At 76.2% G+C, this 13,732-nt stretch carries 14 protein-coding genes; 6 read left to right on the top strand and 8 right to left on the bottom strand.

The annotated features are described in order from the left end of the window. The first annotated feature begins 62 nt into the window (after nucleotides 1-62). Both CBP52_RS09875 and CBP52_RS09870 read left to right on the top strand, forming a co-directional pair. Nucleotides 63-1,466, top strand: a complete 1,404-nt coding sequence (locus tag CBP52_RS09875) for a hypothetical protein (protein WP_157732570.1) — start codon at nucleotides 63-65, stop codon at nucleotides 1,464-1,466. Then, nucleotides 1,463-2,722 (top strand): RDD family protein, encoded by a 1,260-nt coding sequence (locus CBP52_RS09870; RefSeq protein WP_094180797.1) that lies wholly within the window; start codon nucleotides 1,463-1,465, stop codon nucleotides 2,720-2,722. The genes CBP52_RS09875 and CBP52_RS09870 overlap by 4 nt, the downstream gene beginning before the upstream one ends. Nucleotides 2,723-2,776: 54 nt before the next feature. Here CBP52_RS09870 and CBP52_RS09865 read toward each other — a convergent pair whose 3' ends face one another. The 7 genes from CBP52_RS09865 to CBP52_RS09835 form a co-directional block, all read right to left on the bottom strand. Beyond that, nucleotides 2,777-4,147, bottom strand: coding sequence for a hypothetical protein (locus CBP52_RS09865; protein WP_094180796.1), 1,371 nt, complete (start codon nucleotides 4,145-4,147; stop codon nucleotides 2,777-2,779). Between the two features lie 2 nt (nucleotides 4,148-4,149). After that, nucleotides 4,150-5,517: a S8 family serine peptidase gene (locus tag CBP52_RS09860; protein WP_094180795.1), complete on the bottom strand. Its 1,368-nt coding sequence runs from the start codon at nucleotides 5,515-5,517 to the stop codon at nucleotides 4,150-4,152. Next, nucleotides 5,514-5,945 (bottom strand): hypothetical protein, encoded by a 432-nt coding sequence (locus CBP52_RS09855; RefSeq protein ID WP_094180794.1) that lies wholly within the window; start codon nucleotides 5,943-5,945, stop codon nucleotides 5,514-5,516. The genes CBP52_RS09860 and CBP52_RS09855 overlap by 4 nt, the downstream gene beginning before the upstream one ends. A 96-nt stretch (nucleotides 5,946-6,041) precedes the next feature. Continuing rightward, nucleotides 6,042-6,326 (bottom strand): WXG100 family type VII secretion target, encoded by a 285-nt coding sequence (locus CBP52_RS09850; protein ID WP_094182305.1) that lies wholly within the window; start codon nucleotides 6,324-6,326, stop codon nucleotides 6,042-6,044. A 14-nt stretch (nucleotides 6,327-6,340) separates the two neighbouring features. Beyond that, nucleotides 6,341-6,652 carry a WXG100 family type VII secretion target gene (locus CBP52_RS09845; RefSeq protein WP_094180793.1) on the bottom strand — a complete coding sequence of 104 codons (312 nt, stop codon included), beginning with the start codon at nucleotides 6,650-6,652 and terminating at the stop codon, nucleotides 6,341-6,343. Nucleotides 6,653-6,951: 299 nt separating this feature from the next. Next, complete coding sequence (locus tag CBP52_RS09840) at nucleotides 6,952-7,236, bottom strand: WXG100 family type VII secretion target (RefSeq protein ID WP_094182305.1); 285 nt, start codon at nucleotides 7,234-7,236, stop codon at nucleotides 6,952-6,954. A 14-nt stretch (nucleotides 7,237-7,250) separates the two neighbouring features. After that, nucleotides 7,251-7,562: a WXG100 family type VII secretion target gene (locus tag CBP52_RS09835; RefSeq protein ID WP_094180793.1), complete on the bottom strand. Its 312-nt coding sequence runs from the start codon at nucleotides 7,560-7,562 to the stop codon at nucleotides 7,251-7,253. Nucleotides 7,563-7,863: 301 nt separating this feature from the next. Here CBP52_RS09835 and eccD point away from each other — a divergent pair, with 301 nt between their 5' ends. The 4 genes from eccD to CBP52_RS09815 are packed head-to-tail and all read left to right on the top strand — an operon-like array spanning nucleotide 7,864 to nucleotide 12,527. After that, a complete protein-coding gene (gene eccD, locus CBP52_RS09830) occupies nucleotides 7,864-9,213 on the top strand; it encodes a type VII secretion integral membrane protein EccD (protein WP_094182304.1) in 1,350 nt (449 codons plus the stop codon). Between the two features lie 13 nt (nucleotides 9,214-9,226). Beyond that, entirely contained in the window at nucleotides 9,227-10,528 is a 1,302-nt protein-coding gene (eccB, locus tag CBP52_RS09825; protein WP_094180792.1) for a type VII secretion protein EccB, read from the top strand. Then, a complete protein-coding gene (locus CBP52_RS09820) occupies nucleotides 10,525-11,793 on the top strand; it encodes a S8 family serine peptidase (protein ID WP_198303428.1) in 1,269 nt (422 codons plus the stop codon). The genes eccB and CBP52_RS09820 overlap by 4 nt, the downstream gene beginning before the upstream one ends. Continuing rightward, complete coding sequence (locus CBP52_RS09815) at nucleotides 11,790-12,527, top strand: PP2C family serine/threonine-protein phosphatase (protein ID WP_094182303.1); 738 nt, start codon at nucleotides 11,790-11,792, stop codon at nucleotides 12,525-12,527. Before CBP52_RS09820 ends, CBP52_RS09815 begins: the two co-directional genes overlap by 4 nt. Here CBP52_RS09815 and rarD read toward each other — a convergent pair. Beyond that, nucleotides 12,484-13,488, bottom strand: a complete 1,005-nt coding sequence (gene rarD, locus CBP52_RS09810; protein ID WP_094180790.1) for an EamA family transporter RarD — start codon at nucleotides 13,486-13,488, stop codon at nucleotides 12,484-12,486. The two genes, CBP52_RS09815 and rarD, sit on opposite strands and share 44 nt — an antisense overlap. Nucleotides 13,489-13,732 lie beyond the last annotated feature (244 nt).

Here is a 13,732-nt window from a genome sequence, read left to right as displayed (position 1 = left end):
CCGACCGCCGTCGCAGGTGGCGGGCCCGCACGCGCAGGACGGACACGGACGAGGAGGTGGTCGTGGCGGCACCCGGCTCGGCCACCGACGCCCGCCCGCAGTCGCACGTGCGGCTCGTCGTCGCCGTGGGCGCCGAGCAGCGCCATGTCGCGCTGCGCCGTGACGTCGTGCTCGGTGACGCGCTGCGCGCCGCGCTCGTCCCGATCGACGACCCCGCGACCCTCGTCCTCGACTCCGCCGGGCAGCGGCTCGACGTGCGCGCCGCGGTCGGCCGGCAGGTCGCCGACGGTGGCGCGCTGCACGTCGTGCGCCCCGCGCCCCGGCCGCGTCGCCACCGGCCGGTCGACCCGGAGCTGCTCGCCCGCCGCCCCCGCCCGCAGGCGGGTCTGCTCGCGCTCGCGGGCGCGATCGGTGCGGTCCTGCTGCTCACCGCGATGCTCGGCCCCGTCCCGGACCTGCCCGCGTCGGCCTCGACCGGCGTCGCGCTCGCGCTGGCGCTCGTCGCGCTCGCCGTCGCCGCGGCGGGGCGCACCGGACGGGGGACCGCGCCCGCGGCGTCCGTCGCCGCGACCCTCGCCGCACCCACGCTCGCCGCCGCCGCCGGGGCGTGGACCGTCCTGCCCGACGACGCACCGGCGCGACGGCTCGCCGTCGTGGTCGCGCTGGCGTGCGCGACCACCGCGGGCGGCGTCCGCACCGTCGTCACCCGGCGCCTGCGCGACGGCGAGGACGTCGCGGTCGTCGTGCTCGGCGGGCTGACCGTCGCCGCCGCTGCCCAGTCCGCGACCCTCCTGCTCGACCTGCCGGTGCAGGCCGGGGCCGCGCTGCTGGTCGGCCTCGCACCGCTCGTGCTGCGCATCGCGCCGCGCCTCGCGCTCGCGATCCCCGACGAGCAGCTCGTCGACGTCTCGCAGGTCGCGCGCACCGCCGAGTCCGTGCGTGCCCCGCGGCCGCGCGCGCTCGGCCGCGTGAGCCAGCGGCTCGTCGCCCGCACCGTCGAGGGGGCCGAGCGGCGCGTCATCACCGCGACCGCCCTCGCGTGCGTCGTCGCCGTCGTGCTGCTGCCCGGCGTCGTCGCGGCCGCGCAGCGCGCGGACGGTCTCGCGGCCGTGTCGCGCTGGGGTGCGTACACGCTCGTCGCGTGCGTCCTGCTCGCGTTCGTGCTCGTCCCGCGCAGCTCACGCGACACGGCCGGGCGGTGGCTGCCCCGGCTCGCGGCCGGGGCGCTGCTCGTCGAGACCGCGCTCGCGGTGCCGCTCGCGTGGCGGATCCCCGTCGCCGTGGGCGCGCTCGCGCTCTGTGCGGTCGTGGCGGTGGTCGGGACCGCGCTCGCGCGCGGCTGGCGGTCCGTGGTCGCGTCGCGGCTGGCGGACATGATGGAGGGGCTCGCGGTGGCCGTGGCGCTGCCGGCGGCGGTCGTCGCGTCCGGGCTCGTCGAGGTGCTGCGGAGGACGGTGGGCTCATGAGCGAGCAGACCTGCGCGTCGTGCGGACGCGCGTTGCGGGAGGGCGCCCGGTTCTGCACGGGGTGCGGTGCGCCCGCGGCACCCATGATCGTCGTCGAGGCGCAGCCGCCGGTGACGCGGCGTCGCTCGTCGGGCCGCGCGCGGGGGGCGGCGCGCACGTCACACCCGCCCGTGGCGACGCCGGCCGCGGCCGGTCCCCGCGTCGTCGGCGCCCCCGCCCTCGCGGACGGCCTCGGGGCCGCGTTCGACGGTGTCCGGACCGTCGGCGTCGGGGCGCGTCTCGGCGCGTTCGCGATCGACACGCTCGTGGTCCTCGGCGTCGCGGGCGCCGTGCTCGGCGCGACGCAGCGGCCCGTGCTCGCGGCTCTCGTCGCGCTCGAGCTCGCCGTCGGGCTCGTCGTCTGGGAGGCCCGGACCGGGCGGACCGTGGGGAACCTCGTGCTCGGCCTGCGCGCGGCGCGCGTCGAGACGCCGTACGCGCCCGGCCTCGGCCGTGCGGTGCGCCGGGCCCTCGTCGTCGGGGCCGGGCACCTCGTCGGCGGGGTCGGGCAGTGGGTCGTCGTCGGGTCCGTCGCGGGGGACCGCTCCGCGCTGCGGCAGGGCTGGCACGACCGCGCGGGCCGCGCGGTGGTCGTCGACGTCCGCGGGCCGCGCGCCGGCGGCGCGGGGGTCGGGGCACCCGCCACGCCCGGCCTCGTCACCGTCGGCTCGGCAGCGCCCGTCTCCCGCCCGGCACCCGGTGCGCCGACAGCCGTGCCGACCGGTGCGCGGTCCGGTGCGCCGGCTGGCGCGCCGGCCGGTGTGCCGCCGACCGCCTCGGCGCCCGGCCCGGTGCCCGCCGCCGGTCCGCGTGCGACCCACGCTGGCGCGCACCCCGTGGTGCCCCACCCGTCGGCACCCCCGACGGCGCCCGTGCGGCCGCGCACGTTCGTGCTGACGCTCGACACGGGCGAGGCGATGAGCGTGAGCGGCCCGGGCGTCATCGGCCGCGCGCCGCGCCCGCGGGACGGCGAGCGGTGCGACCACGTGGTCACGGTCGACGACCCGCAGCGGTCCCTGTCGCGCACGCACGCGCGGTTCGGCATCGACGCGCGGGGGTTCTGGGTCGCGGACGCAGGGTCCGGCAACGGCACCGTCGTCGTGCTGCCCTCCGGGCAGTCGGTGGTCGTCGCACCGGAGCGGCCGACCCCCGTCCCGAGCGGCTCCACGGTGCGCATCGGCGACCGGACCGTGCTGGTGGAGCAGCTCCCGGGCTGACCGACGACGACGGCCCCCGCACCGGTGGTGCAGGGGCCGTCCGTCAGCGGTTCGTCACCAGGTCTCGTCGTCCGCGGGGGCGTCGACGGTCACGTTCGGTGCGTCCTCGCGCGAGCCGCGCGCGAGTCCCGCGGCGCGCGCGGTCGTCGTCGGCTCGTCCTCGTCGAGCTCGGGTGCCAGGTAGCCCAGCGAGCCCGCGCGACGCTTGCGCTTCGAGCTCCCGGCGGCTCCGCCGCCACCCGCTGCGCCGACCATGCCGCCCGCCGACCCGCCGCGACCGCCCGCGCCTGCGGCGCCGAGCGCGCCGCGGCCCGCGGCGCCCGCTCCGGCAGGGCCACCGCCCAGGACGGCCGCTCCGCCGGCTCCGCCCGGCGCACCGCCGAGCGCACCACCCAGGGCACCGGGGAGTGCGCCACCGCCGAGCCGCGCCGCACCCATCGCGCCGAGCGCGGTCCCGCCGACCACGGCGCCACCGGCGAGGGCACCGCCGGCCAGCCCGCCGGAGCCCGGACCGCCGATCGACCCGCCGCCCGCTCCAGGGCCGGTGGTCGAGCCGTCGCCGCCGGCGAACCCGCCACCGAGGACGGGCGACCCGACGCCAGGCCGGGAGGGCGTCCCGGTGCCGGGCAGGTCGTCGCCGTGCGTGTCGCCGGGGTCGCCGATGACGGGGCCGGGTGTGACCGGGCCGGGGTCGACAGGGGGCGGGGGCTGCCGGGGCGGCCACTCCGTCTGAGGCGGCTCGTACGGGGGCTCGTACGGCGGCACGGGCGGCAGGACCGGGGGCTGCTCGCCGGGGTCGCCGGGCACGGGCCCGACGACCCCGAACCGCGGCGGGCGCTCGGGGGCCGGGCCGGGGCTCGACGACGGCGGGTCGTACGGCGTCCGTGGCGTCCTCGGGCCCCCGGGGTCCGTGGGCCCGGGGCTCGTCGGGTCCTCGCGGTCCTGGTCCGCGAGGCCCCGGACCTGGTCCGTGAGGTCGTGGAGGCGTGAGTTCACCGTTGCCAGAGCGGCCTCTGCCTCGCGCTCGCGCTCCAGGGCGCGGGCGTTCTCGATGTAGGGGATGCCGGTCGAGGCACCGTTCGCCTCGAGCTCGCGGCGCTCGGCGTAGGTGAGCCGCCCGAGCGGCAGGGCCCGGTACTCGCGCTGTGCGGTCTCGACCGTGCTCGCCGCCTCTTTGACGACGGTCGCGATCGCCGCCAACGCGTCGACCTTCGCGAGCATCGACCTGGCGGTCTCGGCGATGCTCGCCTGCGCGGCGTCCCCGGACATGCCGTCGAGCCCGAGGTCGCTCGCCAGACGGCGCAGCTCGGTGCTGATCTCCTGCAGCGGCTCACCGAGCGCCTCGAGCCTCTCGGCGTCGGCGATCGCCGCGTCCGGGTTCGCGTCGAGCGCCCTCTGGAGCTCGGCGGAAGACTTCTCGGCCATCGTCACTTGCCCCCTTCAGTTGGGTCCGAGCCGTACGCCTGAGTGGCACCTCCGGTGCCCGGCCGGCTGACGCCGGTCGCGGTCGCGCCACGCCGGCGGAAGACGAGCACCGCGACAGCGGCGACGCCCACGGCCAGGAGTCCGCCACCGGCCGCGAGGAGCGCGGGTGCGGTCGAACCCGCGTCGTGGGCGACTGGCGTGGCGGGTGCAGGCGTCGCGGTCGCGTCTGCGGTGGGCGACGGCAGCGGGGTGGTTGCGCCCGCGCTGGGTGTCTCACGCCGCGGGGAGTCACGCAGCGTCGGGTCGTCCAGGAGCGAGAGGTCCTGCACCTGTTCATAGGTGGGGATGCTGTCGGGGTCGTGGTCGAGCAGAGGGTTCTCGTCCGGGTAGGTGGTCGGATCGTGCTCGAGCATGTGCCGGACGTTGACGACGCCGTACCCGGTGAGCGGGTCGTGGTAGAGCTCGTGGTCCTCGCCGTCGGTGTTGCGGATGAGGGTCTGGATGATCTGGTTGCCGGTCGCCTCGGGGTAAGCGGACCAGACCAGTGCGAGCGCCCCCGCGGTGAACGCGGTCGCGGCCGACGAGCCGTTCCTCAGGCGGTACGAGCTCAGGTCGTCGTCAAGGTGGCGGATCGCCTCGCCGGGTGCGACGACGTCCGCGCCGGGCCGCGACCCGGGACGCACCTGCACGTCCGGCCCGAGCGACTCGACCGTGACGACCCCGTTGAACGAGCCCGGGTAGGGCTGGTCGGGGTTGTCCGACAGCGCCACGACGACGACGACGCCTTCGTGCAGCGCCCGCGTGACGGCCCAGTAGTCCATCAAGACAGTGCTGCTCAGCGAGATCGAGATGATGTCCGCACCGTCGGCAACGGCCTGGTCGATCGCCTCGCCGAACACGAAGCGTCCAGCCTCGACGGAGGGTGAGTGGCACACCTGTTCGCCGTCCGGCCCGACAAGTGTCGAGTAGAACCAGACGTCCGCGTCCGGGGCGACCCCGAGGATCCCGGGGTGCCCGTTCTGGCCGCTCCCGGTGCCGACCAGGAGCGCGGTCATGTTGGTCCCGTGCGCTGCGCTGACCGTGCGCTGCGCGGCGGGCAGCGGATCACCGAGCGACTTCTCGGCGCAGAACGACGGTTCGTGCACGCGGACGGACGCGCCCGCGAGGTCACCGGCTTCGGGCCAGATCGCCGTGTCGACCACCGCGATCTGCACGCCCTTGCCGGTGGTGCGCTCATGCAGCTTGGACATGCCTGTGGCCGTGTAGTACCACATGCCGTCGTCGTCATCGAGGGCCGCGGCGGGGGCTGCGGCGACGATGGCCAGGAGCAGGCCCGACGCGACCGCGGCGTAGGTGCGCGCGGCCCTCATCGCAGGTCGTCGCCCGACCTCACGGGGCCCTGCGGGCCCAGCGGGTCGGTGCCGGGCGCGACCGGCCCGCGGTAGCCGGGCGGGAAGTACGGGGTCGTCGACGGCTTCGGGTCGAACCGCTCCAGCTGACCCTGGACGTCCTCGTCGGTGCGCGACTGCGCGCTCGCGCTGAGGCGGAGGTTGTCGCGGATCAGCTCGACGCGCTCGCGCAGGGTCGCGAACGTGGCCTCGAGTCGTGCGATCTCCGTGCGGTACCCCTCGGCGAACGTCTGGGCTGACGGCATCGTCGACCACGTGGAGGAGTCTTGGCTCGAGCGCACGTCACTCGCCTGGGTGATCACGACGTCGATGCGGTCGAACAGTCGTAGCAGGGTGCTGACCTGCTGCTCGAGCAGCTCGATGTCGACGCCGACGTCGTTCTTCGACACGGATCCCCCCAGGGTGCTCAGGTGATGCGGTGCGTGCGTCGGGCGGGTGCCGGTGTCCCGGTCACCCGCCCGACGCAGGTCAGGTCCGACGCAGGGTCACCAGCGGGCGGCGTTGGCCCGCTCGGTGGCCTGGTAGTCGTCGTTCGACGTGGCCACGGCGCGGCCGATCTCGGCCAGCAGCGCCTTCATGTCCGTGATCGCGGCGGTCCACTTGGCACGCGCGGCCTCGTACGAGCCGGCGGCCTCACCCGACCAGTTCGCGCGCAGCGGCTGCAGCGAGGAGTCCATGTCGTTCAGACGGGACTCGATGTGCGAGGCGCCGGACTGGATGTCGGCGGCGGCGGTGGACAGGCCACCGAAGTTCACCTTCAGGTCGCTCATGATCATCCCCTCGTTCAGCCCAGGCGCCCGGACAGGCGCGAGAACGTCGACTGCTGCGTCTCGTCCGACGCGGAGTACGTGGACTGCGACGTGAGCAGGTTCTGCTCGAACTCGTCGAGTGCGGCGACGATCTTCGACGCGTCGTCGCGCCAGCGGACCATCAGCTGGTTGAACGCGACCGCGCCCTGGCCCTGCCAGTGCGACCCGATCCCGGACAGCTTGCCCTCGAGCGCGGACAGCTCCGAGCGCAGCTCGCTGCGCGTACGCGCGACCACGTCCGCGCCCTGCTTGATCGCACCATCTGCTGCGGAGACCTCAGCGGCCATGACACCTCCCCCATGCCCGACCCCTGAGGGCCGACGCCGGCACGCGACCCGGACGAGCCACGTCGGTTCCGGACGAATGGTCGCGAAACCGGCCCCACCTTATCCGTAGGCGCCGGACCCTGCGGATCGGTCAGCCACCTGGTGGGCACTGTTCGCCCGATCGGTTGACCCGGCCGGCTGGTCCGACCGGCTGGTCCGACCGGCTGGTCCGACCGGTGCACGCCGAGACACGGTGCGTGCGTCGGGCGGGTGCCGGTGTCCCGGTCACCCGCCCGACGCAGGTCAGGTCCGACGCAGGGTCACCAGCGGGCGGCGTTGGCCCGCTCGGTGGCCTGGTAGTCGTCGTTCGACGTGGCCACGGCGCGGCCGATCTCGGCCAGCAGCGCCTTCATGTCCGTGATCGCGGCGGTCCACTTGGCACGCGCGGCCTCGTAGGAACCGGCGGCCTCACCCGACCAGTTCGCGCGCAGCGGCTGCAGCGAGGAGTCCATGTCGTTCAGACGGGACTCGATGTGCGAGGCGCCGGACTGGATGTCGGCGGCGGCGGTGGACAGGCCACCGAAGTTCACCTTCAGGTCGCTCATGATCATCCCCTCGTTCAGCCCAGGCGCCCGGACAGGCGCGAGAACGTCGACTGCTGCGTCTCGTCCGACGCGGAGTACGTGGACTGCGACGTGAGCAGGTTCTGCTCGAACTCGTCGAGTGCGGCGACGATCTTCGACGCGTCGTCGCGCCAGCGGACCATCAGCTGGTTGAACGCGACCGCGCCCTGGCCCTGCCAGTGCGACCCGATCCCGGACAGCTTGCCCTCGAGCGCGGACAGCTCCGAGCGCAGCTCGCTGCGCGTACGCGCGACCACGTCCGCGCCCTGCTTGATCGCACCATCTGCTGCGGAGACCTCAGCGGCCATGACACCTCCCCCATGCCCGACCCCAACGGGCCGACGCCGGCACGCGACCCGGACGAGCCACGTGAGTCCGCGAGCTCCTCGCGAACCGGTGGCAACGTAACCGAACCGGGCACCGTCGCGCCGATGACGGGTGACGCCCTGTGGACAACCGGCGCCCGGGCGTCACCCGACCGCACCGCGCGGGCCACGTCCGGACGTGCGTCCGGAGCCGAGGCAGGAGCCGCAGGTCACGAGCGCACCTCGGGGACGCTCGCGCGTGGCTATGCTGACCGGCGACCTGCCGACGACCACGAGGACGCCGATGACCGATCCGAGCACCCCGACGGCCCCCGTCGGCACCTTGCTGCGGATCTCGGTGACGGCGGGCGACCGCCGCATCGACCTCGGGGCACCGGGGAACGTGGCCGTCGTGGAGATCGTGCCGGGCCTCGCGCGCGCCCTCGGGGTCCTGGACGCCGCGTCGGTGTACGGCGGGTACCGCCTGGTGACCGCCGAGGGCGCGACGATCGACCCGGCGCGCAGCCTCATCGCGTCCGGCGTCGAGGACGGCGCCGTCCTGGCGCTCGAGTCCGGCGCGGAGCAGCCCGAGCCCCGGGTGTACGACGACGTCGTCGAGGCCGTCGCGGACGCGGTCGAGGCGCGGTTCCGCCCGTGGACGCCGCACGACAGCGCGCTGGGCGCGGCCTGGGGCGCGTCCGCGATCGTCGCCGCGACCTCGCTGCTGCTGCTCACCGCCGACCGGTCGTCGCAGCTCGCGCCCGTGGTCGCGGCGCTCGCCGCCCTGCTCGCGGTCGCCGCGGGCACCGTGGTCGCGCGCACGGGCCGCGACGCGTCCGCGGGGCGCGTCCTGGTGCTCGCGGCCGGTCTGCCCGCCGCGGTCGCGGGGCTCACCGCCGGGACCGGCTCGCCGACGTGGGGCTGGCCGGCCGCGCTGGCCGGTGCGGGCCTCGTCGTCGCCGGTCTGCTCGCGGTCGCGGCGCTGCCCGCGGGCCGGGAGACCGCGATCGCGCCCATCGGGCTGGGCCTCGCGCTCGGCGTCGTGGGCGCCACGGTCGAGCTCACCGGTGCGACCGCCGAGGACGTGCTCGCGGTGGTGGTCGCGGTCGTGCTCACCGCGAGCATCGGCGTGCCGTGGCTCGCGCTCGCGAGCACCCCGTTGCGCGTCGTCTCGCCGCGCAGCGACGCGGAGATCCTGCTCGACCCCGCGCCCGTCGACCCGGACGCCGTCCGCCGCCAGCTGGACGCCGGGTACCGCATCCAGCTCGCGCTGCGCGTCGCGGTCGGCGTGCTCGCGCTCGTCGCGACCCCGACGCTCGTGCCCTCCGGCCTGCTCGGCACCACGCTGCTCGTCGTGGGCTGGGTCGGCCTGCTGCTGTCGACGCGGCAGTCGTACGCGCGGGCCGACGTGCTCGTCGTCGTGTGCCTCGGGATCACGGGGCTCGCGCTGACGCTCGTCGTCGCGGCGCTCGTGCACCCCGGCTGGCGCACGGCGCTCGTCTGCGCGGCGGCAGCGGCCGTCGCGGCGCTCGTGGCGCTCGGGCTCGTGGCCCCGCGTCGGCGGGTCGCGCTCGCGCGCGTGGGCGACACGGTCGAGATGACCTGCCTGGCCGTCCTGCTGCCGCTCGGCGTCGCCGCCGCGGGCATGGTCTGACCCGGGAGCGGGCGTGGCAGCCAAGCGGGACCTCGTCGAGGCGCAGTCCTTCAGCCGTCGTCGGCTGCTGACCGCGTTCGTCAGCGGCGCGCCGGGCGGCCAGGAGCTCGAGCCGACCAAGCCCATGCGCGGCGTCGTCGCGGGCGTCTCGCTCGCGGTTCTCGTCGTCATCGGCTCGCTGGCGTGGGGTGCGATCCGCAGCGACCCGGCGGGGTGGGAGGCCAACCGGCTCGTCGTCGTCAAGGGCGAGGGGACGCGGTACGTGTCGCTCGCGGGCGTGCTGCACCCCGTGGTCAATACGACGAGCGCGCGCCTCGCGGTGGAGTCGGGCCAGTTCAAGGTGGTCGAGCTCGCGCCCGACGTCATCGCGGACACGCAGCGCGGCGAGACGATCGGCATCGTCGGGGCGCCCGACACGCCGCCCGCGGCGTCGTCGCTGGTCGCGGACGGGTGGACCGCGTGCGTGGCGGGTGACGCGCTGTCCGCGTCGATCGGCGTCGAGCTGCCCACCGAGGCGGGCGGCGCGCTCGTCGCGCGGTCGGCGGGGGAGACGTTCGTCGTGGCGGGGGGCCTGCGGCACCGCGTGCCGGCCGACGAGTCCGCGGTGCTGCGGGCGGTCGGGCTCGACACCGTGGCACCCGTGGACGTGCCCGCGTCGTGGCTCAACCTCGTGCCCGAGGGCTCCGACCTCCGCCTGCTGACCGTGGACGGCGCGGGCGACCCGCTGCCCGCCGGCTCGCCGCTCGGGGACCTGACGGTCGGCACGCTCGTGCGGGTCGCGGGCACGGGCACCGCGGACCGCTGGTACGTCGTCGACGACGAGGGCCAGGTCGCGCCGCTGACGCCGTTCGCGGTGGGCCTGTACCAGTCCCGCACTGAGGCGGTGACGCTCACGCTCGCGGACGTGGGTGCGGCGCAGACGACGACGGCGCTTGCCCCCGCGGACTGGCCGGAGCAGCAGGTCGGCGCGATCGCATCGGACGTCGCGCCGTGCGTCGTCCTGTCGCCCGGGGACGAGGGTGGGGTCGAGCTCGTCTCGACGACGCAGGAGCTGCGCCCCGGCGTGCACGTGGCCCCGGGTGGCGGTGCGCTGGTCCTGTCGCGGACGGGTGGCGGCAAGGGCGTGCACGCGCTGATCGACGAGACCGGCCGCCGGTTCGGGCTGTCGTCCGTGGACGCGGGTGACGACGACGTGCTCACGCGGCTGGGCTACTCCGCGCAGGACGTCACGGTCGTGCCGCCCGCCTGGGTCGACCTGTTCGAGACGGGCCCGGACCTCACGGTCGACGCGGCGCGCACGCCGGTGACGTCGTGACGCGAGCCCCTCACGCTCTGCGACGGGCGCGACGGGCGCGACGGGGCGTCGCGGCGGTGCTGCTCGGCTGCGCGGGCGCCGGGCTGCTCGCGGGTGCGCTCGTCGTCGCAGCGCCCGCGGCCCACGCGGCGCCGGAGCAGGGCTGCGGCGGCGAGGCGCCGCGGTACCTCGACGAGGAGCCGCCGGCGCTCGCGCAGCTCGGGGCGCAGCGCGCGGGGCAGCTCGCGACGGGCGACGGCGTGACGGTCGCGGTCGTGGACTCGGGTGTCGACGACAGCAACCCCCACCTGGCGGGTGCGGTGCTCGCGGGGACCGACGTGGTCCGGCCCGGCACGGCCGACGCGGGCCGCAAGGACACGTGGGGGCACGGGACGACGGTCGCGGGCATCATCGCGGCGCGCCCGGTGGAGGGCTCGGGCGTGCGGGGTCTGGCGCCGGACGCCCGCATCCTGCCGGTGCGGGTCTACTACGGCGAGGACTCGCAGGCCGAGCGGGACGGCACCGACCCGGACCCGGGCCGGATCGCCGAGGGCATCCGCTGGGCGGTCGACCACGGCGCGCAGGTGGTCAACGTGTCGATGTCGAGCGACGCCGACGACCCCGCGCTGCGGGCCGCGGTGGAGCACGCGACGAGCAACGGGTCGCTCGTCGTCGCGAGCGCGGGCAACCGCAACACGGCGGACGACGACGCGGACGGCCCCCGGTTCCCCGCGGCCTACCCCGACGTGCTCGCGGTCGCCGCGGTGGACCGTGACCTGAACGCGACGGACGCCTCGATCCACGGCGACCACGTCGACGTCGCCGCTCCGGGCCAGGACGTGCTCGGGGTGTACCGGGGCGCGGGGGACTGCTGGTTCGCGGTCGACGCCCCGGCGCCGAGCTGGTCCACGGCGTACGTGTCGGCGGCTGCGGCGCTCGTCGCGCAGCGGTTCCCCGACGAGACCCCGGCGCAGTGGGCGTACCGGCTCGAGGTCACGGCGGCGCGGGCGGTCGCGCACGAGCGCACGCGCGAGACGGGGTGGGGCGTGGTGCGTCCCGACCAGGCGTTGCAGCACGTGGACGACGGCACCGCGGTCGGTCCGCCGAACCCGACGAGCACGGACGGGCCGCCGGTCGCCGCGGTGACGCCGGTCGCCGTGCCGGCGAGCGTCGACCCGCTCGAGCCGGTGCGTGCGACGGCCGTGTGGTGGGTGCTGGCGGCGACGACGGTCGTCACGCTCGTGGCGTTGGCGTGGCGGCTCGTCGGCCCGCGGAGGTCGCGATGAGCGCGCTGCCGTTCGCGGTGCGCTGGGGGGCGGCGACGTCGCAGGGCGGCCGGTCGCACAACGAGGACGCGCTGCTCGCGGACACCGACGTGTTCGTCGTCGCGGACGGCATGGGCGGGCACGACGCGGGTGAGGTCGCGAGCGCGACCGCGGTCGAGGTGCTCCGTGCGCTCGTCGGGCGGGCGCCGGGTCCCGACGAGGTGCGCGCGGCCCTGGTCGAGGCGCACGAGCGGGTGCGTGCGCTCGCGAGCGAGGGCACGCGGCGCCCGGGGACGACGGCGACGGGCGTCGCGCTGACGGTCCACGAGGCGACGGTCTGCTGGGTCGTGCTGAACGTCGGCGACTCGCGCACGTACCGGATGGCCGGTGCGGTGCTCGAGCAGGTCACGCGCGACCACTCGGAGGTCGCCGAGCTCGTCGCGGACGGGGTGGTGCGGCCGGACGAGGCCGCGCACCACCCGTGGCGGCACGTCGTGACGCGGGCCCTGGGCGGCGGTGCGCCGACCGTGGAGCCGGACGTGGACGTGCTCGCGGTGAGCCCCGGGGACCGGATGCTGGTGTGCTCGGACGGCCTGACGGACGCCCTGCCGGACCAGCGCATCGAGGCGGATCTCAAGGCGGAGGCGGATCCTCAGGCGGCGGCGGACCGGCTGGTCGCGACCGCGGTGGCGGCGGGTGCGGCGGACAACGTCACGGTCGTGGTGGTCGACGCCCCGGCGGTCCTCCCGCGCTGACGCGCGGTCCCGTGCGGCGGGCGAGCGCCGCGGCGCGTGACGTGCGCACGGCGTCGACGGTGAGCACGACGAGCGCGAGCCACACGAGCGCGAACCCCCACCACCGTGCGGGTGGCATGGGCTCGTGCAGGACGACGACCCCGATGACCAGGTGCAGCAGGGGGGTGAGGTACTGCAGCAGCCCGACGACGGACAGCGGCAGCCGGGCGGCGGCGCTGTTGAACAGCACGAGGGGGACGGTCGTCGCGACGCCGGAGAGCGCGAGCAGCGCGGCGTGCCCGATGCCGTTCCCGACGAACGTGCCGGCGCCCTGGACGTGCAGCCAGACCAGCCACCCCGCCGCGAGGGGCGCGAGCACGAGCGTCTCGGCCGCGAACCCGGGGACCGCGGCGACATGCCTGCCGACCCGGCTCTTGATGAGCCCGTAGAGCCCGAACGAGACGGCGAGCGTGAGGGCGATCCACGGGACGCGCCCGTAGGCGAGCGTGAGCACGGCGACGGCTGCGGCGCCGCAGCCGAGCGCGACCCACTGCACGGTCCGCAGGCGCTCGTGCAGGACGGTGACGGCGAGGGCGACGGTGACCAGCGGGTTGACGAAGTAGCCGAGGGAGGCGTCGACGACGCGGTCGGTCGCGACGGCGAGGACGAACACGAGCCAGTTCGTGGCGAGCAGGACCGCGGCGAGCGTGAGCAGGCCGAGCGTGCGCCGGTCGCGCAGCACGACGACGAATGCGCGCCACGTGCGGGTCGCGGTGAGCAGCGCGGCGCACACGAGCAGGGACCACAGCGCGCGGTGCGCGACGATCTCGTCGGGTCCTGCCGGTGCGAGCACGGTGAAGTACAGGGGCAGCAGGCCCCACAGCGCGTACGCGGCGACGCCGCTCGCGAGGCCGCGCCGGTCCGCGGGTCCGCCGGCCGGTGCCCGCGGGCGGGCGGGGCCGGGGGAGGGGTCCGCGCGCATGGCGTGACCCTAGGACGACGCGCGTCGCCGGGCTGCGCGCGACACCCGGGCGTCCGGTTGACGGGGCTCCGCGCTGCCTCTACTGTCCGCTTGCAGCAAGTTTCACCGTCCTTGCGACTTCGTTGCAGGATGGTGCTGAGTGCGGGGCGCGCCCCGGACGCTCGTCGTCCGGTCACCTCCTCCTCGTCCGTCCGCGGACGTGGCGCCCCGAGCCGGCCACGGCCGGCGCACGGTCGCCGCGACG

The organism is Cellulomonas sp. PSBB021 (assembly GCF_002240455.1).
GTDB classification, from domain to species: Bacteria; Actinomycetota; Actinomycetes; order Actinomycetales; family Cellulomonadaceae; genus Cellulomonas; species Cellulomonas uda.
Note: the sequence above shows the minus strand (reverse complement) of the source record. Positions and strands in the feature narration are given on the sequence as shown.

Bases quoted from the DNA above. Each gene is read 5' to 3' on its own strand.
- CBP52_RS09870 (WP_094180797.1), top strand. From the start codon at position 1,463: ATGAGCGAGCAGACCTGCGCGTCGTGCGGACGCGCGTTGCGGGAGGGC.
- CBP52_RS09865 (WP_094180796.1), bottom strand. From the start codon at position 4,147: ATGGCCGAGAAGTCTTCCGCCGAGCTCCAGAGGGCGCTCGACGCGAAC.
- CBP52_RS09860 (WP_094180795.1), bottom strand. From the start codon at position 5,517: ATGAGGGCCGCGCGCACCTACGCCGCGGTCGCGTCGGGCCTGCTCCTG.
- CBP52_RS09850 (WP_094182305.1), bottom strand. From the start codon at position 6,326: ATGAGCGACCTGAAGGTGAACTTCGGTGGCCTGTCCACCGCCGCCGCC.
- CBP52_RS09845 (WP_094180793.1), bottom strand. From the start codon at position 6,652: ATGGCCGCTGAGGTCTCCGCAGCAGATGGTGCGATCAAGCAGGGCGCG.
- CBP52_RS09840 (WP_094182305.1), bottom strand. From the start codon at position 7,236: ATGAGCGACCTGAAGGTGAACTTCGGTGGCCTGTCCACCGCCGCCGCC.
- CBP52_RS09835 (WP_094180793.1), bottom strand. From the start codon at position 7,562: ATGGCCGCTGAGGTCTCCGCAGCAGATGGTGCGATCAAGCAGGGCGCG.
- eccD (WP_094182304.1), top strand. From the start codon at position 7,864: ATGACCGATCCGAGCACCCCGACGGCCCCCGTCGGCACCTTGCTGCGG.
- CBP52_RS09815 (WP_094182303.1), top strand. From the start codon at position 11,790: ATGAGCGCGCTGCCGTTCGCGGTGCGCTGGGGGGCGGCGACGTCGCAG.
- rarD (WP_094180790.1), bottom strand. From the start codon at position 13,488: ATGCGCGCGGACCCCTCCCCCGGCCCCGCCCGCCCGCGGGCACCGGCC.